Source organism: Nocardia mikamii NBRC 108933 (assembly GCF_001613505.1).
Taxonomy (GTDB): Bacteria; Actinomycetota; Actinomycetes; order Mycobacteriales; family Mycobacteriaceae; genus Nocardia; species Nocardia mikamii.
On the sequence record NZ_BDCM01000014.1, the window covers coordinates 403,239 to 429,315 of the forward strand.

The 26,077-nt window shown below is 68.4% G+C and carries 26 protein-coding genes and 1 tRNA gene; 7 read left to right on the plus strand and 20 right to left on the minus strand.

Annotated elements, in window-relative coordinates:
• Positions 1-5 precede the first annotated feature (5 nt).
• From NMI01S_RS23420 to NMI01S_RS23445, 5 genes are all read right to left on the minus strand, one after another.
• Positions 6-1,184: a glycosyltransferase family 9 protein gene (locus NMI01S_RS23420; protein ID WP_063920827.1), complete on the minus strand. Its 1,179-nt coding sequence runs from the start codon at positions 1,182-1,184 to the stop codon at positions 6-8.
• On the minus strand, positions 1,175-1,609 hold the full coding sequence (locus tag NMI01S_RS23425; protein ID WP_084513192.1) for an SDR family NAD(P)-dependent oxidoreductase: 435 nt from the start codon (positions 1,607-1,609) through the stop codon (positions 1,175-1,177). Before NMI01S_RS23425 ends, NMI01S_RS23420 begins: the two co-directional genes overlap by 10 nt.
• 18 nt (positions 1,610-1,627) lie before the next feature.
• Complete coding sequence (locus tag NMI01S_RS23430; protein ID WP_063000482.1) at positions 1,628-2,839, minus strand: glycosyltransferase; 1,212 nt, start codon at positions 2,837-2,839, stop codon at positions 1,628-1,630.
• A gap of 529 nt (positions 2,840-3,368) precedes the next feature.
• Complete coding sequence (locus NMI01S_RS23440; protein ID WP_063000487.1) at positions 3,369-3,791, minus strand: four-helix bundle copper-binding protein; 423 nt, start codon at positions 3,789-3,791, stop codon at positions 3,369-3,371.
• A 29-nt stretch (positions 3,792-3,820) separates the two neighbouring features.
• Positions 3,821-4,237: a ChaB family protein gene (locus NMI01S_RS23445; RefSeq protein WP_063000490.1), complete on the minus strand. Its 417-nt coding sequence runs from the start codon at positions 4,235-4,237 to the stop codon at positions 3,821-3,823.
• Positions 4,238-4,370: 133 nt separating this feature from the next.
• On the opposite strand from NMI01S_RS23445, the gene NMI01S_RS36570 reads away from it, so the two are divergent.
• Positions 4,371-4,493: a hypothetical protein gene (locus NMI01S_RS36570; RefSeq protein ID WP_439956293.1), complete on the plus strand. Its 123-nt coding sequence runs from the start codon at positions 4,371-4,373 to the stop codon at positions 4,491-4,493.
• A gap of 39 nt (positions 4,494-4,532) precedes the next feature.
• Here the strand turns inward: NMI01S_RS36570 and NMI01S_RS23450 are convergent, their stop codons facing one another.
• Positions 4,533-6,602, minus strand: a complete 2,070-nt coding sequence (locus NMI01S_RS23450; RefSeq protein WP_063000492.1) for a catalase — start codon at positions 6,600-6,602, stop codon at positions 4,533-4,535.
• A gap of 469 nt (positions 6,603-7,071) precedes the next feature.
• Here NMI01S_RS23450 and NMI01S_RS23455 point away from each other — a divergent pair, with 469 nt between their 5' ends.
• A complete protein-coding gene (locus NMI01S_RS23455) occupies positions 7,072-7,740 on the plus strand; it encodes a chymotrypsin family serine protease (protein ID WP_063000494.1) in 669 nt (222 codons plus the stop codon).
• Between the two features lie 215 nt (positions 7,741-7,955).
• Here the strand turns inward: NMI01S_RS23455 and NMI01S_RS23460 are convergent.
• A tRNA-Asn gene (locus NMI01S_RS23460) sits at positions 7,956-8,028 on the minus strand.
• A gap of 283 nt (positions 8,029-8,311) precedes the next feature.
• On the opposite strand from NMI01S_RS23460, the gene NMI01S_RS23465 reads away from it, so the two are divergent.
• Positions 8,312-8,557: a hypothetical protein gene (locus tag NMI01S_RS23465; RefSeq protein ID WP_036499775.1), complete on the plus strand. Its 246-nt coding sequence runs from the start codon at positions 8,312-8,314 to the stop codon at positions 8,555-8,557.
• 62 nt (positions 8,558-8,619) lie between these two features.
• On the opposite strand, the gene NMI01S_RS23470 is transcribed toward NMI01S_RS23465, so the two are convergent.
• From NMI01S_RS23470 to NMI01S_RS23490, 5 genes are all read right to left on the minus strand, one after another.
• Entirely contained in the window at positions 8,620-9,447 is an 828-nt protein-coding gene (locus NMI01S_RS23470) for an alpha/beta fold hydrolase (RefSeq protein ID WP_063000496.1), read from the minus strand.
• 14 nt (positions 9,448-9,461) lie between these two features.
• A complete protein-coding gene (dnaG, locus tag NMI01S_RS23475; protein WP_063000498.1) occupies positions 9,462-11,372 on the minus strand; it encodes a DNA primase in 1,911 nt (636 codons plus the stop codon).
• Positions 11,373-11,421: 49 nt separating this feature from the next.
• On the minus strand, positions 11,422-12,684 hold the full coding sequence (locus tag NMI01S_RS23480; RefSeq protein ID WP_281186742.1) for a deoxyguanosinetriphosphate triphosphohydrolase: 1,263 nt from the start codon (positions 12,682-12,684) through the stop codon (positions 11,422-11,424).
• Between the two features lie 24 nt (positions 12,685-12,708).
• Positions 12,709-13,401, minus strand: coding sequence for a YdcF family protein (locus NMI01S_RS23485; RefSeq protein WP_063000500.1), 693 nt, complete (start codon positions 13,399-13,401; stop codon positions 12,709-12,711).
• 78 nt (positions 13,402-13,479) lie between these two features.
• Positions 13,480-14,175, minus strand: a complete 696-nt coding sequence (locus NMI01S_RS23490; RefSeq protein ID WP_063001017.1) for an MBL fold metallo-hydrolase — start codon at positions 14,173-14,175, stop codon at positions 13,480-13,482.
• Positions 14,176-14,239: 64 nt separating this feature from the next.
• On the opposite strand from NMI01S_RS23490, the gene NMI01S_RS23495 reads away from it, so the two are divergent.
• Positions 14,240-16,237, plus strand: a complete 1,998-nt coding sequence (locus tag NMI01S_RS23495) for a TPM domain-containing protein (protein WP_063000502.1) — start codon at positions 14,240-14,242, stop codon at positions 16,235-16,237.
• A gap of 10 nt (positions 16,238-16,247) precedes the next feature.
• Here the strand turns inward: NMI01S_RS23495 and NMI01S_RS23500 are convergent, their stop codons facing one another.
• The 7 genes from NMI01S_RS23500 to NMI01S_RS23530 all read right to left on the minus strand — a co-directional run bounded on the left by NMI01S_RS23500 (position 16,248) and on the right by NMI01S_RS23530 (position 23,015).
• Positions 16,248-16,706 carry a VOC family protein gene (locus tag NMI01S_RS23500; RefSeq protein ID WP_063000504.1) on the minus strand — a complete coding sequence of 153 codons (459 nt, stop codon included), beginning with the start codon at positions 16,704-16,706 and terminating at the stop codon, positions 16,248-16,250.
• A 34-nt stretch (positions 16,707-16,740) separates the two neighbouring features.
• Positions 16,741-17,352: a response regulator transcription factor gene (locus tag NMI01S_RS23505; RefSeq protein WP_218021090.1), complete on the minus strand. Its 612-nt coding sequence runs from the start codon at positions 17,350-17,352 to the stop codon at positions 16,741-16,743.
• 84 nt (positions 17,353-17,436) lie between these two features.
• Positions 17,437-18,630, minus strand: coding sequence for a sensor histidine kinase (locus NMI01S_RS23510; RefSeq protein ID WP_157126321.1), 1,194 nt, complete (start codon positions 18,628-18,630; stop codon positions 17,437-17,439).
• Between the two features lie 88 nt (positions 18,631-18,718).
• The gene (locus tag NMI01S_RS23515; RefSeq protein WP_063000508.1) at positions 18,719-19,495 is read right to left on the minus strand and encodes an ABC transporter permease; all 777 of its coding nucleotides are present in this window, start codon (positions 19,493-19,495) and stop codon (positions 18,719-18,721) included.
• 1 nt (position 19,496) lies between these two features.
• Positions 19,497-20,432 carry an ABC transporter ATP-binding protein gene (locus tag NMI01S_RS23520; protein ID WP_063000509.1) on the minus strand — a complete coding sequence of 312 codons (936 nt, stop codon included), beginning with the start codon at positions 20,430-20,432 and terminating at the stop codon, positions 19,497-19,499.
• 68 nt (positions 20,433-20,500) lie between these two features.
• Complete coding sequence (locus NMI01S_RS23525; protein WP_063001021.1) at positions 20,501-21,421, minus strand: NADP-dependent oxidoreductase; 921 nt, start codon at positions 21,419-21,421, stop codon at positions 20,501-20,503.
• Positions 21,422-21,623: 202 nt separating this feature from the next.
• Entirely contained in the window at positions 21,624-23,015 is a 1,392-nt protein-coding gene (locus NMI01S_RS23530; RefSeq protein ID WP_063000510.1) for a glycine--tRNA ligase, read from the minus strand.
• A 253-nt stretch (positions 23,016-23,268) separates the two neighbouring features.
• Between NMI01S_RS23530 and NMI01S_RS23535 the strand changes: the two genes are divergently transcribed.
• Both NMI01S_RS23535 and NMI01S_RS23540 read left to right on the plus strand, forming a co-directional pair.
• Positions 23,269-23,664, plus strand: a complete 396-nt coding sequence (locus NMI01S_RS23535) for an ArsR/SmtB family transcription factor (RefSeq protein WP_025351935.1) — start codon at positions 23,269-23,271, stop codon at positions 23,662-23,664.
• The gene (locus NMI01S_RS23540) at positions 23,661-24,092 is read left to right on the plus strand and encodes a Fur family transcriptional regulator (RefSeq protein ID WP_157126322.1); all 432 of its coding nucleotides are present in this window, start codon (positions 23,661-23,663) and stop codon (positions 24,090-24,092) included. Before NMI01S_RS23535 ends, NMI01S_RS23540 begins: the two co-directional genes overlap by 4 nt.
• 76 nt (positions 24,093-24,168) lie before the next feature.
• On the opposite strand, the gene NMI01S_RS23545 is transcribed toward NMI01S_RS23540, so the two are convergent.
• Complete coding sequence (locus NMI01S_RS23545) at positions 24,169-24,762, minus strand: TetR/AcrR family transcriptional regulator (protein WP_063000511.1); 594 nt, start codon at positions 24,760-24,762, stop codon at positions 24,169-24,171.
• 116 nt (positions 24,763-24,878) lie between these two features.
• Here NMI01S_RS23545 and NMI01S_RS23550 point away from each other — a divergent pair, with 116 nt between their 5' ends.
• Positions 24,879-26,066, plus strand: coding sequence for an FAD-dependent monooxygenase (locus NMI01S_RS23550; RefSeq protein WP_063000512.1), 1,188 nt, complete (start codon positions 24,879-24,881; stop codon positions 26,064-26,066).
• The last annotated feature ends 11 nt before the right edge of the window (positions 26,067-26,077 follow it).

The following is a 26,077-nucleotide window of genomic DNA, read 5'->3' on the forward strand; positions in this document are numbered from 1 at the left end:
CAGGGTCAGGACATCGCCTCGCTCACCGCGTTCGGGCCGTCGAACATACGGTCGGGCATGCTCTCGAGCGCGTCGACGATCTCCGCGCCGGCGCCGTTACTCCGCGCCGCGCGGACGATATCGCGGCGGTCACACGGATAGTCCACGCCGGAGAGATACTTCTGCACCTGAATGGGATTCACCTTCTGGCTCATCGTTTCTCCTCTCTCGGTACTGTCCGTACGGGATTGGAACGACGGGGCGATACCACCGGAATCGGAGCCGAAACATCGCAGTTGCCGAATCGCTGCCGCGATGACCTGCCCGGCTCCGATCCGCAACAGTCCGGGGTCCGGCACGGCGGCGTGCGGATCGCCGATATGCCCCGCCCACAGGGCGATATGGTTCGCCGTGGGCGGCGGTCCCCACCACGCCGGCGGGGTGGGGCCGAAGATCACCACCGACGGTGTCGCGAAGGCGCTGGCGAGATGTCCGATGCCGGTATCCCCGCTGATCACCAGTGCGGCATTCGCGACGACCGCGGCCAGTTCGGTCAGTGTCAGGTCACCGGCCAGCACCGATCGCCGCGGCACGCCCGCCCCGTCGGCGACCTGCGCGGCGAGCGCGATCTCCTCGGCATTTCCCGTGACGGCGATGCGGTAGCCCAGGCCCTGCAGGTGGGCGGCGACAGCGGCGAAACGTTCCGGCGGCCAGCGCCGCGCTTGCGCACTGCCCCCGGGATGCACCACGACCCGACCAGCCGGTGCGTCGATGCTCGGCTTCCGGATATCGAGGTGGGTGGGATCGGACGGGATGTCCGCCGAATCCAGCAGCCGGCACCAGCGGTGGACCTCGTGTACCTGCTCGGGCCAGGCGGGGCCGGCGACGTCGGGAAAGTCCGGATGGCAGTAGGTGAGCAGCCGGCGGGGACGGATGCTCGTCAGATCGCCGATACTCTGCGGACCACTGCCGTGCAGATTCACCGCCAGGTCCGGCGGCGGGCGGTCCCAGCGCAGTGCGCCCAGCCCCGCGGTGGGCAGTATTTCGTCGGCACAGTCGGCGAGTTCGACCATCGGCGCCAGCCACCGTGGAGCCGCCAGCACCAGGTGATCGTCACCGCGCGCGGCCCGCAACGCCCGCAGGGCCGGCACCGCCGTCAGCAGATCACCCAGGCCCAGCGCCCGCAGGGCCAGCGTCACCCCCATGACGACGGAAATGCCGGCCGGCTCGCCACAGCGGTCACGACCGCGTGGGCCGGTCGCGTCTCGCGCAACGCCGGCAGCGCGGCGCGGATCACCGCCGCCGTACCGAGCAGATTCACGCGCACCACCCGCTCCCAGGCGGCCGCGTCGACCTCCTCCAGCGGGCCGCAGGCATCGACTCCGGCGGCGGTGAACACCCCGTCGATGCGGCCCCCGGCCCGGTCGGCGAGAGCTCGCGTCGCCTCCTCGGCGGCGGCCGAATCGGCGAGATCGGCTTGCTCCCAATCGACTTCGGTGTGGGGACGGTTGCGATCGACAACCAGCCGAACGCCGCCGACGGCGCGTACCGCGTCCACAGTCGCCGCGCCCAACCCGGGCGCACCACCGGTGCCGGCGACAGCGCCCAGGGGTCGAGCCGGTTGATTCATCCGCGAGTCCTCCTGATCTCAGCGAGCGGACGACGCGATATCGCCCGCAGCGGCCGTCGCGGCGGTCCGTCGATAGGCCGCCGAGGTATCTCTGGAGATCCGATCCCACGAATAACGTCCGCGGGCTCGCCGCAGACCCGCCTCCCCCATCGCCCGGCGCGCCTGGCGGGTATCGAGCAAGCCGGAGAGGACCTCGGCCAAAACCACGGGATCACGTGGGGGGACCAGACGTCCGGTCACCCCTTCCAGGACGGTATCGAGCAGCCCTCCGACCGCGGTGGCGACCACGGGCTTCGCACACGACATCGCTTCGAGTGGAACGATGCCGAACGGCTCGTACCACGGCGTGCACACGACCGCGTCGGCCGAACGCATCAGCATCGGCATCTCCGCACGCGGCACCGGACCACGCAACCGGACCCGTTGCGACACACCGTATTCCGTGGCGACGGCGCGCAATCGCGTCTGTTCGGCCTCGTCCTCGGCACTCGCCGAGCCCCCCGCGATCACCAATTCGGTATCGGGAACCTCCGACAATGCCGCGATCGCGGTGTCGAATCCCTTCCTCGGCACCATGCGGCCGACCGAGACGATCCGCCGCGGCAGCTCGGGTTCCTCGGCAGGACCGTCGGGAGTGAACAGCGACAGGTCGACACCGCAGGGCACCACCGACGTCCGCTCGCGCGGCACACCTATTTTGCCCAGCTCCCGGACCTCGTCGGAAGAGGTCGCGACGATATGTGTAGCGCCGGCGGCCACCCTGCGCTCGGACTGGATGCGGGAGCGCGGGCTGGTGTCGGCCAGCCCCTGATAGCGCCGCTTCACGGTCCCCAGGGCGTGGAAGGTCAGCACGACCGGGACGCCGAGATCGTGTGCGGCGCGTTCGGCGGCGATACCCGACATCCAGAAATGAGCGTGCACGACATCGGGGGTATCGGCACTCCACTGTCGGCGCAGGAACGCCGTGAACTCGGTGAGGAACGGCAGGATGTCATCCTTCGGAATGTGCCGCGGCGGGCCGGCCGGAACGTGGATCACCCGATATCCCGCCCCCACCAGCACCTCGGTGGGAATATCGGGGTCGTCCCGGCGGGTGTAGACCCGCACGTCGTGCCCCAACCGGGCCAGTCCCGCGGCGAGCTCGGCCACATGCACGTTCTGCCCGCCCGCGTCCACGCCACCCAGGGGCGCCAAGGGGCTCGCGTGCTCGGACACCATCGCAATCCTCACGCTTCCTCCGATCCGCGTTGCCGCCGGTGGATCTCGCGCTCTCGAACGGCGCCATTGCTGGCGGAAACCGTGCCATGGATGTCGTGCGACTCGCTGCGACCGGCTCGATCGTTCGACTCCTGAACCGGTTCGTGGTCGACATGCCCGCGCAGACTCGATGCAAACTGTCCGGCGGGGAACTGTTCGACGACCGGGCGGGAGTAATCCCGGACCCGGCCTACGGCGCGGCGCCGGAGCGGATGCGCGCGATGACTTGTGATGTCGAGTGGTCGGCAAGATAACTCAGCACCCGCACCTCACCGCCGTAGCCGTTGACGATCGGCGCCTCCGTCAGCATGTCCGGGCGGTAGTCGCCACCCTTGACATAGAGCTCGGGTGTAGTCGCGTGCAGGAGGGCGGCGGGGATGTACCACCGTGGCGTACTGCCGGGCGAGACGATCGATGATCTCGGGAACCGGACTCAGTGAAACCGGTATCCCCGCTTCACGATTCATGTGCCCTCCCTCGAGCCGGCGGGTCTTCGGGGGCGTCAGTGCGACGGCAGCAATTTCTCCAGCACGTCCTGACAGGCCCGCTCACAGCGATGGCACGCCTGCGCACACTGCTCACAGTGGGCCATCCCGGTGTGCGACGCGCATTCCTCGGCGCACGAGGCACACGCCGCCGCGCACGCCCGCACCAGCGCGGCGGCCACGAACGGCACGAACGCGGTGCGCCGCGCCAAGACCCGAGCGGTGGCCGCGCAGATGTCGGCGCAGTCCAGATCCGCGCGGATGCACTGCCGCAGTGCGGCCACATCCGGTTCGGCCAGACACGAGTCGGCGCAGATCGTGCAGGCCGTCTGACAGGCCACACATTCCGCTACGCATCGGGCTGTCTCGTCGGCGGTCAACGCGCCGGATCCACCGGGCCCGGCGGGATGCGTGCCGAACATGTCGAACACCGTCGTCATGGCACCTCCTTCGGGTCGGGGCCGGTGAATCAGTTCCGCCGGCGCGCGCGTTCGTTGGACCGCTGGATGGATTCGATCAATTCCTTCTTCGTCATCCGGGAGCGGCCGCTGATATCGAGGCGTTTCGCGATATCCAGCAGATGCTGTTTCGACGCATTGGCGTCTACACCTCCGGCAGTCTTCCCCGCCGGCTCGGGCCCGCCGTGGCGGGCGCGCTCGTCGGAGGGCCCCTTCTGCTTCTTCGGTTCCCAGTGGTCGCCGACCTTCTCGTAACTGTGTTTCAGCGCGGCGTAGGCGACGCGATGCGCGCGTTGTTCACTCCGATACTCCTCCAGCGCCGAATCGTGAACCTCGGCGAATATCCGCTGCGCGTGCTCATCGGATTTCCGTATAGTGCTGGGCAATTCGGAGAGTCTCGGGTCACCACGCCGAGTGGTCTTGGGCATCGTCTGCTCCCTTCGTCGACGGACAACTGCTCGGGACACCGAACCGGCGCCCCTTGCCGACGCACTACCCGGACTGCTCCGGCATATTCGCCGCAACCATCTCCTGCGGATTGCCGATGTTCACCGGACCGCGATGACCGGACTCCGCCAGCGCGAGCGGCCCGCGGACGGTGTCGTCGACGTAGCAGATCGAGCGCGTCTGCTCACCGTCACCGCGATAGTTGCCCGCAGCGTCTGCACTCCGAGCCAGGCGTAATGGATCGGCGACCGCGAAACCTCGGCGCGCTCGCCATCGTCAGCCTTCGAACCTGGCCCAGTATCGGACTTCCCGGCACCGGCCGAGGAAGTCGGCCACCGATGCGCCCGCAGCGAGATCCGTGACACCGTCGTCGAGTTCACCGGTCAGTCCGGCGGCGGCGAAGAGCGCACCGGCATTGCGATGAGCGATGAATTTGCCGTGCGCATAGGCATCGCTGACGAAATCGCGCGCCGGCGGCAGGGTGGCCAGTTCGGCGGCACCCGCCTCGGTCGCCAGGATGACCACCGCGTCGTAGAGCACCGACGGCCCGCCATCGATCTTCTGATCCGCCTCGATGCGCCCGCCGTCGTCGGTCGTGACACCGCCGACCTTCGGCGCGACGACCTCGAGGATCGCCTGCCCCGCCTGCACCGCGTCGCGCACCTCGGCGAATGCCTTCGCGTCCACACCGTCGGTGACCAGCACGCCGATCTTGCGTCCCGCGACGCTGTCCGGACCGTTGCGCACGATGCTGAGGGCCGGTGAGGGCGGCAGATCCGTGATCGGCTCGCGCGCACAGCGCGCCGGTTCCGGCAGCTCCGCGAGGCCGAGGCCGTCGGCGACCGCCGTGGCCAGATCTTCATGCACGTTGCGCAGGGCGGCGACGACCCGCGAGCGGATGTCTACTCGATCGCATTTGCTCAGCTCGAACACGAACGCCTCGACGATGTGCTGCTGCTCGATGCTCGTCTGGCTCACGAAGAACTGACGGGCCTGGCTGTAATGGTCGGCGAAACTCTCCGGTCGCAGCCGACGTTTGGGACCCGAAATCGTCTCGGGATAGGTCGTGAATCCGCGTTCGGGATCTTCGCGCGGGCCCTTGATTTCGTCGGGCCAGGAATTGGGCTCGTAATTGGCGCGGCCCGTCGGATTCACCATGGCCATATGGCCGTCCTGCTGGAACGTCGCGAACGGACACTTGGGCGCGTTCACGGGCAGGTGCGTGAAGTTGGGGCTGCCGAGCCGCTTGAGTTGCGTGTCGAGATACGAGAAGTTCCGGCCCTGCAGCAGTGGGTCGTTCGTGAAATCGATGCCCGGAATGATGTTCTGCGTACAGAACGCCACCTGCTCCGTTTCGGCGAAGAAATTGTCGACGACCCGGTTCAGCACCAGCTTGCCGACCGGGCGCACCGGCACCTCTTCTTCCGGAATGATCTTCGTCGGATCCAGGATGTCGAAGGCGAAGCGATCGGCGAAGTCGTCGTCGAACAACTGCATGCCCAGTTCCCATTCCGGATAGTCACCGGACTGAATGGCGTCCCACAGATCGCGGCGATGGAAATCGGGATCTGCGCCGTTGATCTTCAGCGCCTCGTTCCACACCACCGACTGCAGTCCCTGCTTGGGCTTCCAATGGAATTTCACGAACGTCGAGCGGCCCTCGGCATTCACCAGCCGGAAGGTGTGGACGCCGAATCCCTCCATGAATCGGAACGAGCGCGGGATGGCCCGGTCGGACATGATCCACAGCAGCATGTGGGTCGATTCGGGGGTGAGCGAGGCGAAGTCCCAGAAATTGTCGTGCGCAGTCTGGGCCTGCGGAAAACCGCGGTCGGGCTCCTGTTTGGCGGCGTGGACCATATCCGGGAACTTGATGGGGTCCTGGATGAAGAAGACCGGAATATTGTTTCCGACCAGATCCCAGTTGCCTTCTCGCGTATACAGTTTCACCGCGAAACCGCGGACGTCGCGGGCGAGATCGAACGATCCCTTGTTCCCGGCCACCGTGGAGAACCGGACGAACGCCTCGGTCCGGCGACCGGCCTCCTGGAACGGGTCGGCCCGGGTCAGATCCGACAGCGAATCGTAGTTCTCGAAGTAGCCGTGCACGCCGAAACCGCGGGCATGGACCACGCGCTCCGGAATCCGCTCGTGGTCGAAGTGGAAGATCTTCTCACGAAAATGGAAGTCCTCGAGCAGCGCGGGCCCGCGCTCCCCCGCCCGCATCGTGTTCTGATCGTCTCCGACCACCACACCCTGCTGTGTGGTCAGCCGCACGTCGTCTCCGGATGCCTCCTGGTGGGTTTCGCCGCCGTTGCCCGGCCGACCTGCCACATCGTCCGTCATCTTCCGACCTCCTGCCGCTGTACGCCGAACCGCTCGGTCACCGAGCCGATACCCACCCGCCACGGCGACAAACGTTCGTACCGCTACAGAGAGGGTCACGAGCCCGAACAGCGGCGATCGAGCCGTCCGAGTCGCGAAATCTAGCGAAACCGGTTGCGGCCCTTACTATCCCGAAATGTCTCCGTCGGCATACACTTGTTCGGTGAACCAGACCAGGTTGTAGTCTTTGTCCTGGGTGCCCGTGGATGGCCCGGTTACCTGTTCCTCTCCCCTCGCGATCCTCCTCGTCGGACCCTCCGCGCCGGACCCTCCTCGCCGGACACGGTTCCCTCCCCATCACGCGCACTACCCGAGTCGATCGCGGCTATTCCTCGGCAGGTGACCGAAGTCCCTACCGACGGCGGACACCGGCCGGTAGACAAGGCTGCAGCGACATCGCAGGCTGCACGGAGGAGTGAGGCCGAGCGCCATGACCGAGCAGACGAAGAGATCGATCATCGCGACCGCGTTGTTGGCCGGGGCCGCCGTCCTGGCGGCGCCGGCGGTGGCTCCCGCCGATTCCCCCGCCCGGGTGGTGAGGCCGGGCACCTCGCTCGGCCTCTGCACGATCACCGCGGCCGGGCACGACGCGGCGGGCAACGCGGTCGCCCTCACCGCCGGCCACTGCATGTTCAGCCCCGGACAGAGCGTGGTCGCGCCCGGCATCGGCAGAATCGGCCACTACGCCAGCTGGACGTCCAAATGGGCCCTGCTGCAATCGGATTCGACCAGCGACTGGGCCGTCATCGCGCTCCGCCCCGGCCTCGGCGTCTCGACGGTGGCCCCGAACGGCGCGGTGATCGACCACTTCGGCGCGCCCCCCGCCCCGGGCAGCCGCATCGACAAATACGGCAGCACCACCCGGTCCACCGGCGGCCGGGTCGATTCGGTCGTCGACAACGTGATCCACACCTCCGTCCCGGGACTGAACGGCGACAGTGGGGCCCCCGCGTACCAGGGCACGGGCCTGGTGGGCATCGACTCGCAGATCAACCCCACGACACCGGCCGGCCCGTTCTGGTTCTCCGGCATCGAGGGTGTGCTGGCCGAGATCAATTCCCGGCCCGGGATCGTCGGCTACGGCTTCCGACTCGGCTGATCCGATGTGCCGCTCCGGCAGATCAACCTCTGCCGGCCGGTCGCGATGAGGGCCCGCCGAGCGTCGCGGACACCGAACACCTCCAGCCTGCGGACGGTGAGCGCGCGCCCGGATTCGAGGACGACGCCGACCATCTCCAGCCTCCCGGTCAGGGATACAGAACGAGTTCAGCCCCTGGCCCGTGATACATTCTCACAGGCCAGGGGCTGTTTTTGCTCCCCCATCTGGACTCGAACCAGAAACCTGCCGATTAACAGTCGGCTGCTCTGCCAATTGAGCTATAGGGGATTGCTCCGGTCGGCCCGTGCGGGTCGGCCGAGCACAAACTTTAGCTCATGTCCGGTCCGCTCCCCAAATCGGCCCAGGAGCTGGGGGAATGCGGAATGTGGTGGGGTGTCGGGGGCGCGCGGCGCGGCCGCCGACCGGGCTGTGCGGGCGGGGAATTCGAGGGGCCGGCGCCGGGGGCCGGAAATTGTCGGTGGGGTCTGGCAAGGTGGTGCCGGATCGACAGTCCGGCTCGGTGTCGGGCAGGATGTACTGCGCGGACAGCTACTGGGAGGAGCCCGAAAGAATGCTGCGGTTGATCATCGGCGTCGCAGCCGGTTATGTGCTGGGGGCCAAGGCGGGGCGGGCTCGCTACGAGCAGATCAGCAAGACCACCCGTGCTGTCGCCGCCAGCCCGGTCACCCGCAAGCTGGTCCAGGCCAGCCGCCAGAAGCTGTCGGATCGACTCAATACCCAGCCGCGGCTCGAACCCATGGAGCCGATCGACGAGCGCACCACCGTCCTCGTTCCCCAGGACCAGCTTCGCCGCTGAGCCGCGAACCCGGTGGCTCGCGGCCGGGCGTCCCCGCCGGACCACGTGCCACCGAACGCGTCCTACCTACCGGTCGAGCCGATCTCCTCGGGCTCTTCCTCGGTCCGCGCGCCCACCGCGGCAGCGATGTGCCGGGCGAGCAGGTGCGGTGCCTGTGCGTGAGCCAGATGTCCCTGCCCCGGCAGAAGGTCGATGCGGGCCTGCGGCAGTGCGTCGGCGATGCGGTCGAAGGCGGTGCCGTAGGGTTCGGCGTTCACGTTGAGTTCGCCCAGCAGGAGGGTGACCGGAACGGTCAGGGCGCGATACCGCTGTAGGTCCACCGGGTATGTGTCGATGGCCGCGAGTTCCGTCGGCAGCGGAGCGGCCAGCGGCAGCAACACCGCCCACGCTGGCGATTCCCGAAGCGCGGCAACATATTCCGCGGAGAAGCCCGACACGTCGGTATTGACCAACCGGACGGCGGCATCCAGATCGCCGCGGTCGACGGCGGCGCGCAGCGGGAGGATCGCGGCGGGAGCGAAGGGCGCCGATACCGGTTCGTAGGCGATCAGCGAGCGCAGATCCGACCGCTCACACGCCGCCTCCAGGGCGATCAGCCCGCCGTAGCTCCATCCGAACAGCTCCACCGCAGCGCCGAGAGTGTCGAGGATGTGGTGCAGGTCGTCGATTTCGGTTCGTACGGAGTAGTCCGGCCCCAGGGGACCGCTAGGCACCCGCCCGCGGCGATTGATCGTCACGACCGGATTGGGCAGTCCGAGCCGCTCCACCACGGGCCGCCAGGTTGCGGCATCGGACATGACCCCCGGGACGATCACCAGCGGCGGGCCGTCACCGTCGACGATCTCGGCGGTCAGTGCGGTTCCGGAGCGATGGAAGGAAGTAGATCTCATTCCGATTGGAACGATCAGGCGACGTTGAAATCATCCGAGTTGCCCATGGCCTGGGTGAGCAGGCTCTTGCGGTACTGCTCGAGGGCGACCAGATCGCCGAACAGGGCCATGTAGTCGTCCGGCTGTTCGGTCGACGAGACCCGCTGCAATTTCGACTTCAGCACGGCGACCTGACGCCCGACCCATGCCTCCTGCACCCGCGCCAGCACGCCGGAGATGAATCGGGGGATGTCGTCCATCGATTTCACCGGCAGCGGCTCGGCGGCCAGTTCGGAGACCAGTGCGCGCAGCATCAGATCGTCGGTGTGATCGGCGACGCGCGAAACCCATTCCGCGCCACCGAGTCCCGCCGCGGTGCCACCGGCGGCGGCGAGCGCGGCGCGCACGGCGGTGTAGGCGGGGTGGGTGAACGCTTCGGGCTCGAGGCTGTCGAAGATCGGGCCCGCGGTCGCCGGATACTGCAGGGCGGCGGCGAGCACCTGCCGCTGCGGCAGTAGTACCGGGTCACCCGGATTCGGCCGGGCGGCGGCCGACTCCACGACCGCTGTCTCGGTGGCCGCTTCCCGGCCGGGCACACCCTTCACCGGCTTGCCGCGGCGGGCATGATCGCCGACCCGGCGCACCACCAGCTGGATGTCGTCCCAGCCGACCCATCCGGCGAGCTTCGTGGCGTACGCCTTGCGTAGCGCGTTGTCCTTGATCTGCGCCACCACCGGAACCGCCCGCCGCAGCGCCTCCACCTGCCCCTCGGGGGTGTCGAGGTTGTGGTCGGCGAGCAGGCCGCGAATCACGAACTCGTACAACGGGACTCGCCGGGCCACCAGATCACGGACCGCTCCGTCGCCGGAACGCTGACGCAATTCACACGGATCCTGCCCGTCGGGCGCGACCGCGATATACGTCTGCCCGGCCAGTTTCTGGTCACCGGAGAAGGCCTTCAGCGCCGCGGCCTGGCCGGCGGCATCACCGTCGAAGGTGTAGATGATCTCGCCGCGCCAGAAATTGTCGTCCATCAGCAACCGGCGCAACATCGACAGGTGCTCGTCACCGAAGGCGGTGCCACACGAGGCGACGGCGGTCGTCACACCCGCCAGATGCATGGCCATCACATCGGTGTAGCCCTCGACCACCACTGCCTGATGGCTCTTGGCGATCTCCCGCTTGGCGTGGTCGAGACCGAACAGCACCTGGGACTTCTTGTACAACACCGTTTCCGGCGTATTGATGTACTTGGCGGTCATCTGGTCGTCGTCGAACAGGCGCCGCGCACCGAAACCGATGACGTCGCCGCTCAGATTCCGGATCGGCCACAGCAGCCGGCGATGGAACCGGTCGATGGGGCCGTGCCGGCCGGGCTTGGACAGCCCCGCTGCCTCCAGCTCCTTGATGTCGAAACCCTTGCGCAGCAGGTATTTCGTCAGGGTGTCCCAGCCCGCCGGGGCGTAACCGCAGCCGAACTGCCGCGCCGCGTTGGCGTCGAAATTGCGGTCGGTGAGGTATGTGCGCGCCACCTCCGCACCCGGTTCCCGCAGTTGCGCCTGATAGAACTCGTGCGCGGCCGCGTTGGCGGCGACCAGCCGGGAGCGGGTGCCACGGTCGCGCTGCACCGAGGTCCCGCCGCCCTCGTAGTTGATGGTGTAGCCGATCCGGTCGGCCAGCTGCTCGACCGCCTCGACGAATCCGACATGGTCGATCTTCTGCAGGAAGGCGAACACGTCGCCGCTCTCACCGCAGCCGAAGCAGTGGAAGTGGCTGTGGTTCGGCCGCACATGGAACGACGGCGACTTCTCGTCGTGGAACGGGCACAGCCCCTTCAGCGAATCCGCCCCGGCACGCTTGAGCGACACATATTCACCGACGACATCCTCGATGCGTACGCGTTCACGTATTGCCGCGATATCGCGATCCGGAAGTCGACCTGCCACGGCAACCGAGTCTAGCCGCGTGCCGGTCGGCCCACGCCGACGACCGGGGTCACCGTGCTGCGATCCGTTCCAGCCTGCTCTCGGTGTAGGAGGCGATCTGGTCCACGATCACGCGTACCCGGGCGGTGTCGTCGGTGGCCGCCTCCCACCACGGCAGCAGGATCGGGTCCAGTCCCTGGGGGGCGCCGGCCAGCAGACGGTCTGCCACGTATCGGATGCGCTCGCGCTGTTCGGCCTGGCGTTTGTGATGTTCGGGGTCCGACATCACGTACCGCAGCGCGACCGTTTTCAACAGCGCGACCTCCGCGGCCACCACGGCCGGCACCTCCAGATCGGCGGCGTAGCGGCACAGCGACTGCCCGGTCCACGCCGCGCGGGTCGCCTCGACCGCCGCGGTCGCGAACCGGCCGACCAGATCGCTGGTGAGCCGCTTGAGTGCGACCGAGGCGCGCAGGGTGCCGTCGTAGCCGGCCGCGTCGGCGATCACCGGCAATTGCGACAGCCGCTGACCGGCCGCGATCAAATCGTCGGCGGACAGATCGCGGTGCTGGCGCTGTCCGAGTTCGGCGAGGGCGGCCTGTTCGTCCGGATCGGCGAGCGCTCGCAGATCGATCCGGCCCGCGATCACCCCGTCCTCCACGTCGTGCACCGAGTACGCCACGTCGTCGGACCAGTCCATGACCTGTGATTCCAGCGACTGCCGACGCTCGGGCGCGCCCTTGCGGACCCAGTCCAGCCGGTCCAGGTCGGCGTCGTAGGCGCCGAACTTCGCGCCGGAAGCCGTTCTGCCCCAAGGGTATTTGACAGTGGCGTCGAGAGCGGCGCGGGTCAGGTTGAGGCCGTGGCTCTCCCCCGCCGTATCGAAGACCTTCGGCTCCAACCGGGTCAGAATCCGCAGGTTCTGAGCGTTGCCCTCGAACCCGCCGTAGGCGTCGGCGAATTCGTCGAGAGCACGTTCGCCGTTGTGGCCGTACGGCGGATGGCCGATGTCGTGGGCCAGTCCGGCCAGATCGACCAGATCCGCGTCACAGCCCAGCCCCTCGGCGATGCTGCGCCCGATCTGGGCGACCTCCAGCGAGTGGGTGAGCCGGGTGCGCGGCGTGTCACCGTCGCGCGGCCCCATCACCTGGGTCTTGTCGGCAAGTCGCCGCAGTGCCGCCGAATGCAGCACCCGCGCCCGGTCCCGCGCGAAGTCACTGCGGCGAGCCGGTGACGGCGACCACCGCAACCCCGCCGTGGGCGAGGTCTCGGACACCATACGTTCGTGATCGCCGTCGACATACGGGCATTCGGGCATCGCGTCGAAACTCATGAGGGATACCGCCTGGTACGTTTCTCACTGCTCCGCGGTGTATATGAAATCCGCGGAGAAGTGGGTGAGCTGATACCACAGCAGGGCACCGGTTTCGCGGGCGATGCCGTGGAATTGGGACTCCCGGGTGTAGACCGCCGGGCCGGTGCGGGTCGGCGCGGTCCACGCGTCCAGACCGGCGTCGCGGGCCATGGTGCGGGTGCGCAGCGAATGCCACGGATCGCTGACCAGCACCGCCGACGACAGATCGCGGGCCCGCATCGCGGAGGCGACCGCCTCGATACTCTGCAGCGTGTCCGATCCGGTCTCCACGGCCAGCACCCGGTCGGCGGGTACGCCTCGATTCTTCAGATAGTTCTTACCGGAGGCGGCCTCGGTGTAGTTGTCGCCCACCTGTTTGCCGCCCACCGTGATCACCAGCGGCGCAACACCTTTGGTGTACAGGTGGTAGGCCTGGCCGAGCCGGGCCTCGAACACCGAGGATGGCGTGCCGTCGTATTGCGCGGCGCCGAGCACCACGATCGCGTCGGCACGGCCGTAGTCGTCGATGCGCGCCACCTGCCAGACCCGGAAGGCGGTGCCGCCGACGAGCACGACCCCGATGAGGACGGTGCCGGCGATCACCCGGCGCACCCAGCGCACGACCGCCGATCCGCGCGGACGGCGCGGCGCGGCGGGCGGGCGGGTCGGTGCGGGATGGGTGAGGGCCGAGGGCATTCCCCGAGTGTGCCAGTGCTCGGTCACGCCACGATTGCGGAGCGCCGGAACGTCACGGTCGCCGGGCACCGGAACCGCTCACCAACCGCGTTGCCGCCACTGCGCGAGCTGCGGCCGTTCGGCACCCAGCGTGGTGTCGTCGCCGTGGCCCGGGTAGACGACCGTATCGTCGCCGAAGCGGTCGAACACCTTGCTGGTGACGTCGTTATAGAGGGAATCGAAATCCTCCGGGGAGGTGGTGCGGCCGACACCGCCGGGAAACAGGCAGTCGCCGGTGAACAGATGAGTGCGGCCGGAGCCGTCGGTGAGCGCCAGCGCGACGGACCCCGGGGTGTGTCCGCGCAGGTGGATGACGTCGAATCGCAGGTCGCCGATCGAGACGGTGTCACCGTCGGCGAGCAGCCGATCCGGTCGCACCGGAAGCGGTTCGGCGTCCAGGGCGTGCGCGGCGGTCGGTACGCCGGTGTCGGCGACCACGGCGCTCAGGGCCTGCCAGTGGTCGAAATGCTGATGGGTGGTGACGATCAGCCGCAGCCGCCCCGGCACCTCCTGGTCCAGCAGCGCCTGGATGCGTTCGGATTCGTTGGCGGCGTCGATCAGCACGGCGTCGCCGGTGGCGGCGTCCTGCACCAGATAGACGTTGTTGTCCATACCGCCGACCGACATCTTGACGATCCGGGCGCCCGGCACGTCGCGCTGCTGCGGATTCGCGCCCGGCGCGACGTGGCCCGTATAGGGGATATCCAGCGTGATCACCCTGCCGATCGTAATCATCGGTTCCGACACGGGTCGGCCGGATCAACGCCCCTCGCGCCGTATCGGCGGATACATTCGTGCTATGCCGCCGCACTCGCGTCCTCGCCGATCACAGCCGCCGACGCTGCTCGCGTTGCTGCTGTCGATCGTGTTCGGGTTCGTGCTCGGCTGCTGCGGCCCGGCCGTCGCCGACGAACCGATGCGGCTCAACGAATACGTGACCGATTCCGCCCAGGTTCTCGACGGTCCGCAACGCGACACTGTGCGCGCGTCGGTGGACGCGCTCTACACCGCGCATCGGGAGCGGCTGTGGGTGGTCTACGTCCGCGATTTCGGCGGCGTGGACCCGCAGACCTGGGGTCAGCGCACGGCGACCGCGTCCGGATTCGGCGAGCGCGATGTGCTGTTGTCGATCGCGACCAGCGATCGCTCCTATTCCTTCACCGGCGCGCTCCCGCCCTCGGTGAGCGACGCGGAACTGAATTCGCTGCTCACCGATCAGGTCGAGCCGCGACTGCACAACGGTCAGTGGGCCGAGGCCGCGGTGGCCGCGGCCGACGGATTGTCCACGGCCATGGGCGATTCCGGTGGTGTCGGGATCTGGCCGCTGATCGTGATCACCCTGATCGTGCTGGGAGTGATCGGTGTGGTGCTCGGCTATTCGCAGTTGCGCCGGCGGGCACGGGGGCACGCCGAGGCCGACGCCGCACGCGCGGTCGACCCGACCGACACCGCCGCGCTGGCTCGGCTCCGCCCGGATCTGCTCGAGTCCCGCTCGGCGCAGGTACTGGTCGACACCGACAACGCGATCCGGGCCAGTGCCGAGGAACTGCGGCTGGCCACCGACGAATTCGGCGCCACCGCGACCGCACCGTTCGCCGCCGCGCTCGAGTCGGCGAAACGGGCGATGGCACATGCCTTTTCGATCCGCCAGCGGCTCGACGACGATATCCCGGAAACCCCTGATCAGCGCCGTGATCTGCTGGTCGAGCTGATCGCCACCTGCGGGCGGGCCGACGCCGAACTCGACGACAAGGTGGCCGAATTCGACGCGATGCGCAATCTGCTGATCGACGCGCCGCAACGGCTGGACACGCTGACTCGCGATGTGGTCGATCTCACCGTGCGGCTGCCGCGCTCGGAGCAGACCCTGCGGCAGCTGCTGGCCGCACAACCGGAATCGGTCACCGCGCCGGTGCGCGACAACGTGGCGATGGCACGGGAGCGAATCGGGTTCGCCGAGAACACGATCGAGCAGGGCCGCCGGGCCGCGGCCGAGCCGGTCGGCCGTCAGGGCGGGGTGGTCGCGGCGATTCGCGGCGCGGAGGCCGCGGTGGCCGCCGCCCGCACCCTGCTCGACGCCGTGGACACCGCCGAAACCGATATCACCCAGGCGCGGGCCGGCCTGCCCGCGGCGATCGACGAACTGGGCCGCGACCTCGAGACCGCGCAAAGCCTGACCGAACACGGCGGCCCGGAACTGGCGGCGGCGATGTCGGGCGCCCGCACCGCGTGGGAAGCGGCCCGGACCGCCGGGGACCGCGATCCGCTCGGCACGTTCCACCGCGCGGTCGCGGCCGATACCGCACTGGATCGCGCGGTGGCGGCGGCCGGTGAGCGCAAACTCGCCGCCGAACAGCTGCGGCGCCGCCTGGACCAGGCCGTGACCGCCGCGCAGAGCCAGGTCCGCGCGGCCGCCGATTTCATCGACACCCGCCGCGGGGGTATCGATGCCGCGCCCCGCACTCGCCTGGCCGAGGCGCAGCGCAATCTCGATCGGGCGCAGCAGCTTTCGGCCACCGACCCGCAGGCGGCACTGAGCAGTGCGCAACAGGCCGCCGATCTGGCCACTCGCGCACTGCACGCCGCCGAGGCCGATGTGCGGGAGTGGCAGACCCGTCGCCCGGCTTCGGGGACGTCACAGGCCGGTGCGGTACTGGGCGGAATTCTGATCGACAGCCTGCTGCGCGGCGCGGGCAGTGGCTATCGCGGCCGTTCGATGGGCGGATCCGGATGGGGTCCGGCCTCTTTCGGCGGCTCCGACAGTTCCCGCCGGATCAGCCGCGGCGGGCGATTCTGATCTGCTCGTCTCACCGTGCCGGCGGCACGGCCTCGCCGGTGCGCGTCGCGAGCCACTGCTGCAGTTCGATCAGGTTGCCCTCGGGATCGCGCAGATAGGCGCAGCGCAGGCGTCCGTCGTATTCGACGGGCTCGCCCGAGATTTCGGCACCGCGGGCAGTGATCGCGGCCAGATAGTCGTCCAGATCGTCGACCCGCAACGACACCATCGCCGCGTCGGCGGGCAGGACCGGCCCCACGTCACCACTCGACGACGAGCGAGAGTCGATCCCGGACCGCAGGGTATCTCCCAGCGCCGCCGCCAGATTCGCGCGCTCGTGCAACGCGAGCGTGCTGCCCAGCTCGGGTATGAACGCCGCGTAGGGCGCGCGCGGGTCGTCGGTTTGCGGTGTGAGTCCGAGAATGTCGCGATAGAACGCCACGCAGCGGTCGAATTCGGACACGATCAGGCGGATCTGCGTCAGATGCACATCGGCGAATCTACGCCCGCCGTGAGGGGGTCGCTCACAACCAGCCGAGACGTTCGGCCGCGCGGACGGCCTCGGCACGAGTGCGGGTGCCGGTCTTGCCGATCGCTGCCGAGAGATGGTTGCGGACGGTTCCCTCGGACAGATGCAGCCGCTTCGCGATGACCCCCGCCGTCGACCCGTCGGACGCGGCGGCGAGCACCTCGCGCTCGCGTGCGGTGAGCGGAGAGGTTCCGGCGGTGAGGGTTTCGGTGGCCAGCGCCGGATCCACCACTCGCAGGCCCATGTGCACGCGCCGCACCGCATCCGCCAATTCCCGCGCGGGCGTGTCCTTCACGACGAATCCGCCGGCTCCGGCGTCGATGGCGCGGCGCAGGTAGCCGGGGCGGCCGAATGTGGTCACCATCAGAATCCGGATATGCGGGAATTCCGCATGCAGCTGCGCCGCCACCGAAATTCCGTCCATTCCCGGCATTTCCACATCGAGCAGCACCACATCCGGCGTGGTGCGCCGCACCGCGTCGAGTACCTCGTCGCCCCGGCCCACCTCGGCCACCACCTCGAGGTCGGCTTCCAGTCCGAGCAGCGCCGCCAGCGCGCCCCGCACCAGCGCCTGATCGTCGGCGAGCAACAACCGGATCACCGGCATCGCCCCCGCCGCGGTTCACCGATCGGCATCATCACACGCACAGCTGCGACCCTAATCCGACCGGTGGGGTATCCGCTGCCCGGCTCACCTCCGGCCATCGGCCGTCGGGAACTCCGCGGCGATCAGCGTTCCCCCGCCGGACGGTGTTTCGACCGTCAGGCTGCCGCCCGCGGCGCGCACCCGATCGCGCAAGCCGGTCAGCCCGGAGCCGAAGGCACCACCGGACAGCCCTTTTCCGTCATCGCGGACCTCGATCCGCGACTCGCTCACCCACACCCGGCAGTGTCCGGCGCCGCTGTGGCGCACCACATTCGTCACCGCCTCGCGCAGGACCCATCCGAAGATCACCGCATATCGCGCGGGGAGCTCGGCAGGATCCGGGAGCTCCGCCTCGATACCGGCGGCGCGCAGGGCCGTCCGGGCGTTGACGAGTTCGGTCGCGAGCGACACCTCGCGCAGGCCGCCGACGGTATCGCGCACCCCGGTCAGCGCCTCGCGGGCCAGGCGCTCCACATCGGCCAGCTCCTGCCGGGCGCGGGACGGATCGGTGTCGAGCAGCCGTTGCGCCAGTTCGGTTTTGACGGTGATGACGGTCAGCGAGTGGCCCAGAATGTCGTGTACGTCGCGGGCCACCCGGTTGCGTTCCTCCACGATCGCCAGCTCGCCCTGCTGGCGGCGAGTCAGTTCCCGCAGCTGTCCGCGCCGCCGGCCGACTTCGCGGCCGGTCCACATCACCACCGGAATGAACGCGAAATACAACGGCGCACTGCCGTAATGCAGCGACAGGCCGATCAACAGCGCGGCTGTCCCGGCCACCACCGCACCGGATTTGGCCGGGGGCAGTACGAACACGGCGCCGGCCGCGACGTAGATGGCGGTGCCCAGACCGGTGACACCCAGCAGCACCGTCAAACTCGCGGCGAGGGCCGCCAGCGCGCCCACCACCACCCATCGCGGCCATTCATAGGAGACCGGCAGCGCCGCGTGCGCATGCTTCTCCTCCCAATCCGGTTGCCGGAACGGACCGAAGCACGAGGCCGTCAGCACCCAGAAGACCGCGAGGCAGGCGGCCGCCGCGACGGCCCGCCCGCGATGCCCGTCCTGCCATTGCGAGACGATCGGCGCGATCAGATACAGCAGCCAGACCAATGCCAGCACCGCGCCGAAGAGCAGGCGTCGATGCTGGATGGCGGTCTGCGGAGCGGGTTCGTGGTCCATTCTGCGGGCGATCCGGTCCAGCGCTCCCGAAATCGGCCGATCGACCGGAGGTACCCGCATCGTCACCCTCCGTCTCCCGCCTCGGCCGTCGCCGCCGGATGTCGACGCTACCGCACCGTCCACCGGGGCGGACGGTGCGGCGCGGTGGTCAGCGAGCGGTGTCACGCCGGAACAGAACCGCGGCTCCGAGGGCGAAGACCGAGGCCCAGACCACGATGTTCAGCACCGCGAGCGCGGCGGAACCGGCAGTGGTGTCGCCGAGCGGCAACCGGGCCAGGGTCGCGACGCCGTTGGTCGGGAAGACCTTCGACACCGTCTCGAACCAGCCGTGCAGCGGCATGAACAATCCACCGGCGAACGACAGCAGTGCCAGCACCGGGCCGAGGATCTGCATCACGTTCTCCGAGGGCAGCACATATCCCATGAACAGTCCGAATGCCGCGAAGACCACCGAGGTCAGCCACGCGATCAGGAAACAGCCCACCCACGCGGCGGTGGTCAGATGCGCGCCGGTCACCGCACCGGCGACGAAAACGACGACGACCGAACACAATCCGAGCACCATCGCGCCGGCCACTTTGGTGGCGACGTAGGCGGCCGGGCTCAGCGGCGTGAGACGGAGCTGGCGTACCCAACCGGCGGCGCGTTCCACCGCCACCATGGCGCCGCCGCTGGTGGTGGCCAGCATCGCCCCGTAGACGGCCATCGACACCATCACGTAGGCGGTGACGTTCGCCGACCCGTAGGTCTCGGTGCGCGACGAGTTCTGGGCGCCGAAGATCACGAAGAACACCACCGGCATCACCAGGGCGAAGATGACGGTGCGCCGGTTGCGCAGCATGCGGCGCAATTCGAGCAGCAGGAATCCCCAGCTGAACCCGTCTGTGCTCGGACGGATGGCGCGGGGCGCGGTCGATGTGGTCATCTCAGTTGTCTCCGGTCAGTGCGAGGAAGGCGTCTTCGAGATTGCGGCCGGTGATTTCGATGTCGACGGCCGGTGTCCTGGTCAGCAGATAGCGGGCGACCACGTCGGAGTCGTTGCCGTGCACCAGCACTCGATCACCGCGCTGCTCGACGCGGTCCACGCCGGCGAGGGCGAGCAGGCTCGCCGGATCGGCGTCGGGCAGCGTCGCCGAGACCGTGCGGCCGGAAGCCAGATTCTTCACCGACGCGGCACTGCCGTCGGCCACGACCCGCCCGCCCCGCACCAGCACGATGCGGTCGGCGTAGGCGTCGGCCTCGTCGAGGTAGTGGGTGGCGAAGACGACGGTGCGTCCGAGACCGGCGTCGGCGCGGATGGCGTTCCAGAAATCGCGGCGGCCCTCCACGTCCATCCCGGTGGTCGGCTCGTCGAGGATCAGCAGGTCCGGATCGGGCAGCAGCGCGAGAGCGAAGCGCAGGCGCTGCTGCTGACCACCGGAGCATTTGCCCACCATGCGGTCGGCGATACCGTCGATTCCGGCGCGGACGAGCACCTCCCGGGCGGGGCGCGGATTGCGATGCAGGGATGCGACGACCCGCACCGTTTCGCCGACGGTGAGATCCGGAAGCAGGCCGCCCGATTGCAGGACCGCCGAGACTCGGCCCGCCGCAATCGCTTCCGCCGGTGTTCCGCCGAGAATGCGGGCGGTGCCGGCGTCGGGGCGCAGCAGGCCGAGCATCATATCGATGCTGGTGGACTTCCCGGCACCGTTGGGGCCGAGAAAAGCGACCACCTCACCCGCGGTGACGGTCAGATCGAGGCCGTCGACCGCGCGGACGGGCCCGGCGGAGCTGCGGAAGGTTTTGGTCAGTCCGCGAAGCTCGATCACCGGTGCGGCGGCGACCCGTTCCGCCGAACCGGATGTCATTGCTGATGTCATGGTTCCACTGTCGCGTGGAACCGGGGGTCGTACCTGGCCCGAGCGTCACGACTGTGCCATGACAGATGTCATGGCAGCAGGACGATCTTGCCCCGGGTGTGGCCGCGCTCGAGTTCGGTGAACGCCGCGCGCACCTCGCCGAGCGGATAGGTCGCCGCGATCGGAATCCGGACGGTCCCCGCGGCGGCCAGTTCGGCGAGCTGGGCGAGCACGTCGATGGTGTCGGCGGCCGCATTGCCCTCCGCCTTGACGCCGTACTTCTCCACGGCGGCGAAGTCGATGATCGTATCGATGCGCTCGGGCTTCACGCCGAGATCCAGGGCGAGTTCGACGTAGCCGTTGCCGTGCGTGTCGATGAAGGCGTCGATACCGCCGGGCGCCGCCTCCCGGATGCGCTCGGCGAGACCGTCACCGTATTCCACCGCGACCGCCCCCAGCTCGCGCAGATAGTCCTGGTTGTCCGGCCCGGCGATGCCGATCACCGTCACCTCGCGGGCCCGGAGCAGTTGCACCACAATGGATCCGACGCCACCGGCCGCGCCGGACACCGCGATGGTGTCGCCGGCCTCCGGGCTCACGGCCCGCACGGCGGCGAAGGCGGTGGTGCCCGCGACGTACAGCGATCCGGCCACCTCCCAGGACAGGCCCACCGGCTTGGGGGTGACCTGCTGGGCAGGCACCACCACCCGGGTGGCGTGACTGGACCGCTTGTCGCTGAATCCGAGCACCTCGTCGCCGACGGCGATCCCGCTCACCCCGTCGCCGAGCGCGACGATGCGCCCGGCGAAATCGGTGCCCTCCCCCTCGGGAAAGGTGGCCGGCCACCGTTCGTGCAGCGAGCCGTTGCGGATCTTGGCCTCGCCCGGATTGATGCCCGCGGCCACCACCTCGACCGCGACCTGGCCGGGTCCGGGCTGCGGATCCGGCACTTCACGAACCTCGAGTACGTCGACATCGCCGTAACGATCGAACTTGACCGCCTGCGCCATGATCAGGACCTTTCGTCGCACCTGTGGGCGGGGTTCGCCGGACCGCAGTCGGCCCGCCGAATCTCGGATTTCTCAGTGCCCGGAACGACTCGGATCACCGCGATATTTCCGTCGTTGCCACTTTTGCGCGCGATTCGCCCCGATGACGCCCGGGTCTTCGGTTATGTCCGGATCCGGAATACCCGCCGGCGCGGCGATGAACTCAGGCGCCGAGCAGACGCTGCGCCAGGTAGCCCTCCACCTGGTCGAGCGCGATCCGCTCCTGCGTCATCGAGTCCCGCTCGCGCACGGTGACGGCCTGGTCCTCGAGGGTGTCGAAGTCGACGGTGATGCAGAACGGGGTGCCGATCTCGTCCTGGCGGCGGTAGCGGCGGCCGATCGCGCCGGCGTCGTCGAAGTCGACGTTCCAGTTCCTCCGCAGTTGCGCGGCAAGGTCTTTCGCCTTCGGCGACAGATCGGCGTTGCGCGACAACGGAAGTACGGCGGCCTTCACCGGCGCGAGGCGGCGATCCAGGCGCAGCACGGTCCGCTTCTCCATGACGCCCTTGGCGTTCGGCGCCTCGTCCTCGGTGTAGGCGTCGATCAGGAAGGCCATCAGCGAGCGAGTCAGGCCGGCCGCGGGTTCGATCACGTACGGCGTGTAGCGCTCGTTGGTGTTCTGGTCGAAGTAGCTCAGATCGGTGCCCGAATGCTTGGAGTGGGTCGACAGATCGAAGTCCGTGCGGTTGGCGACGCCCTCGAGCTCACCCCATTCGCTGCCCTGAAAGTGGAAGCGGTACTCGATATCGACCGTGCGGGTCGAATAGTGCGAGAGCTTCTCCTTCGGGTGCTCGTAGAGCCGCAGATTCTCCGGGTCGATGCCGAGGTCGGTGTACCAGGCCAGGCGGGTGTCGATCCAGTACTGGTGCCACTGCTCGTCCTCACCCGGCTTGACGAAGAATTCCATCTCCATCTGCTCGAATTCGCGGGTGCGGAAGATGAAGTTGCCGGGAGTGATCTCGTTGCGGAAGCTCTTGCCGATCTGCGCGATACCGAACGGCGGCTTCTTGCGCGCGGTGGTCATCACGTTCGCGAAATTCACGAAGATGCCCTGCGCGGTCTCCGGGCGCAGATAGTGCAGGCCCTCCTCGGACTCGATCGGCCCGAGGTAGGTCTTGAGCATCATGTTGAAATCGCGCGGTTCGGTCCACTTGCCGACCGTGCCGCAGTCCGGGCAGCCGACGAGATCCATGGACACGCTGTCCGGATCGTCGATCTTGTGCTTCTCGGCGTACGCCTCCTGCAGGTGGTCCTGCCGGTGCCGCTTGTGGCAGTTCAGGCATTCGACCAGCGGGTCGTTGAAGACGCTGACGTGACCGGATGCCACCCACACCGGGCGCGGCAGGATGATCGCGGAGTCCAGGCCGACCACATCGTCGCGGCTGGTGACCATGGCCCGCCACCACTGCTTCTTGATGTTCTCCTTGAGCTCCACACCCAGCGGACCGTAATCCCACGCCGACCGGGTCCCTCCGTAGATCTCGCCGCTGGGGTAAACCAAGCCACGACGCTTGGCAAGGTTCGCGACGGTGTCGATCTTCGACTTGGGTGCCACGGTAGAAGCTCTCCCTCTGGATGATGGGTGCAATCGATTCGCCCAAGCCTATCGACCCCCAGGAGTGCGCCGCGAAGCAGTGTCGCTTCGCAACGAACGCCCGGTACCGGGCCGATGACGAACCGCCGGCCCGCCATCACAGTCTCGGAGCGCTCACGAGACGCGAAAGACACGGAGAGCCCGGCCTGCCTCCTTGACATGCGCACTTATGCATATCAATAATGGCATCGGTTTCCAATAAGGAGTTGGTTCGATGACCGCCGACAGCGGTGTGCCCGCACGTCGAAGCCGCGTCGCCGTCGAGGCGCCCACGCCGATCCCGCACGACCCGTACCCCTACCGCGCCCCGACCGCTCCCGCGGTCCCCGCCCGCACCACCCTCGACAACGCGGGTGAACTGCTGCGCGCGCTGGCCGCGCCGGTGCGGATCGCGATCGTGCTGCAGCTGCGGGAATCGCCGCGCTGTGTGCACGAGCTGGTCGATACGCTGGGCGTCACGCAGCCCCTCGTCAGCCAGCACCTGCGCATTCTGAAGTCCGCGGGCGTGGTGCGCGGTGAACGCACCGGCCGTGAGGTGATCTACGAACTGGTCGACGACCATCTGGCACGCATCGTCGTCGACGCCGTCGCACACGCCGAGGAAGGATGACCGTGCCGGAGAAGACGGGCACCGCCGAGAAGACCGTCGGAATTCGCAGCACCCGCCAGCGCAGCGCGATCACCGCACTGCTGGGCGATATCGAGGAATTCCGTTCGGCCCAGGAGCTGCACGACGAATTGCGCCGCCGCGGTGAGGGTATCGGCCTGACCACCGTGTATCGCACCCTGCAGTCCCTCGCCGACGCCGGCAAGGTCGACGTATTACGCACGGACACAGGCGAATCGGTCTACCGGCAGTGCTCCAAGGGCCACCATCACCACTTGGTCTGCCGCCAGTGCGGACGCACCGTCGAGGTCGAGGGCCCTACCGTCGAGGCCTGGGCGGCAGCGATCGCCGGCGAGCACGGATTCACCGACATCAGCCACACGATGGAGGTGTTCGGCACCTGCCGCGACTGCGCCCACATCGCGCACTGATCGCGGACGGCGCGCATCGTCCCGCGCATCACATTCGTCGGCGCCGCAACAACTTTCGACGGCACTGCCGTAACACTCAGCCGCCCGTTCCGCCGGTGATGCGATCGGCCAGCGCGAGCAACCCCTCCGTGAGATCGTGCTCGGTCGGCGCATGCTCGGGGTCGAGCGTCCACTGCATGAGCACGCCGGACATCAGGGCCAGTTGCAGAGCGCCGATCGTCCGCACCGCCCGGTCGTCGACGGCGTCTTCGGGGATGCCCAGCAACCCGGCGGCGAGACCGCTGCGCCCCTCGGCCATGGCATGGGTCATCAATTCGCGCACCCGCGGTGAACGCTCCGCTTCCACCCCGGCCTCGACCGAGGCGAGCCAGAGCTGCCGGTTCTCGGAGTACGAGGCGATCGTGTGCTGCCAGAACGCCTCGTAGCGTTCCCGCGGGCCGGCGTCGGAATCGAGCGCGGCGAGCGTCGCCTCCTGGATTCGCAGGCCCCATTCCTCCATCGCCTGGGTGAACGCCTCGATCAGCAGCGCGTCCCGGGAGCCGAAGTGGTAGCCGATCGCGGCGTGATTGACACCGGCCGCGGCGGCGATATCCCGGACCGTGGTGCGGGCCCACCCCTTTTCTTTCAAGCACACCAACGCCCCGGCCAGCAGATCGTCCCGGTTACCCATGTCGGCGATGCTAGCCAATGGGTATTCCAAGCGGTTTATCCAAATGGATTGACCAAATGGATAAGACGTTTGTATGGTCGAGCTGTCACGCAGTAGCCCACCCGCAGGGAGCAGTCATGAGCCTGTCCGTATTGATCTCCGGCGCCGGTATCGGCGGCCCGTCACTCGCCTTCTGGCTGGGACGCCTCGGATACCGGGTCACCGTGGTGGAGCAATCGCCGGTGCTGCGCGCCGGCGGCGGCGCGGCCGTCGATTTCCGCGGCGACCAGGTCACGTTGCTGGAGCGCATGGGGGTCCTCGCCGATATCCGCGCCCACGAGACCGGTATGGGCGATCAACTCGTCGTCGACGCCGCGGGACGCGCCGTGTCGCGATTCCCGTCCGCACTGTTCAGTGGCGAGGTCGAGATCGATCGCGGGGATCTGGCCCGAATCCTCCACCGCCACAGCAGCACAGACGCCGACTACGTCTTCGGCGATCGCATCACCGCCATCGACCAGGACGCCGACACGGTCCGGGTGCAGTTCGCCCACGGCCCCTCGCGCAGCTACGACCTCGTCGTCGGCGCGGACGGACTGCACTCCGGGGTGCGGCGACTGGTCTTCGGCGACGAGGACGAGTTCCGGAGCGATCTCGGCTATTACGTCGCCGCGTTCAGCGTGCCCAACACGTTCGGACTCGATCACAGCGGCGTGATCTACAACGAGCCGGGCCGCTACCTCTCACTCGCCAGCGCCCGCGATCCCGAACAGGCCATGGTCGGCTTCATATTCTCCGCTCCCCCCACGGAATTCGACCGCCACGATGTCGCCGCGCAGAAGCGGTTCATCACCGATCACTTCGCCGGCGTCGGCTGGCGAGCGCCGCAGATGCTCACCGCACTACAGGATGCCGGAGACCTGTATTTCGATTCGCTCAGCCAGATCCGGCTCGACCGGTGGTCCAGCGGCCGGGTAACGCTGCTCGGCGACGCCGCCTGGTGCGCGGGGCCCGGCGGTAACGGCACCGGCCACGCCATGCTCGGCGCGTACACCTTGGCAGGCGAGCTGGCGGCGGCAAACGGCGATCATCGGATCGGTTATGCCCGCTACGAGCGCATCATGCGTCCCACGGTCGAGAAGTCGCAGAAGTTCGCCACCGGCGCGGGCCGCTTCCTCGCGCCCGCGACCCGGTGGCAGATTCGCCGCCGCGACCTCACCTACCGCGTGCTGTCCTCGGCGGCGATGTCCGAGATCTTCACCCGGATGAGCAGCCGTTCCGCGAAGACCGGGACGCTGTCGTCCTATCCACTACCCGTGGCCTGAACGGGCTTCGG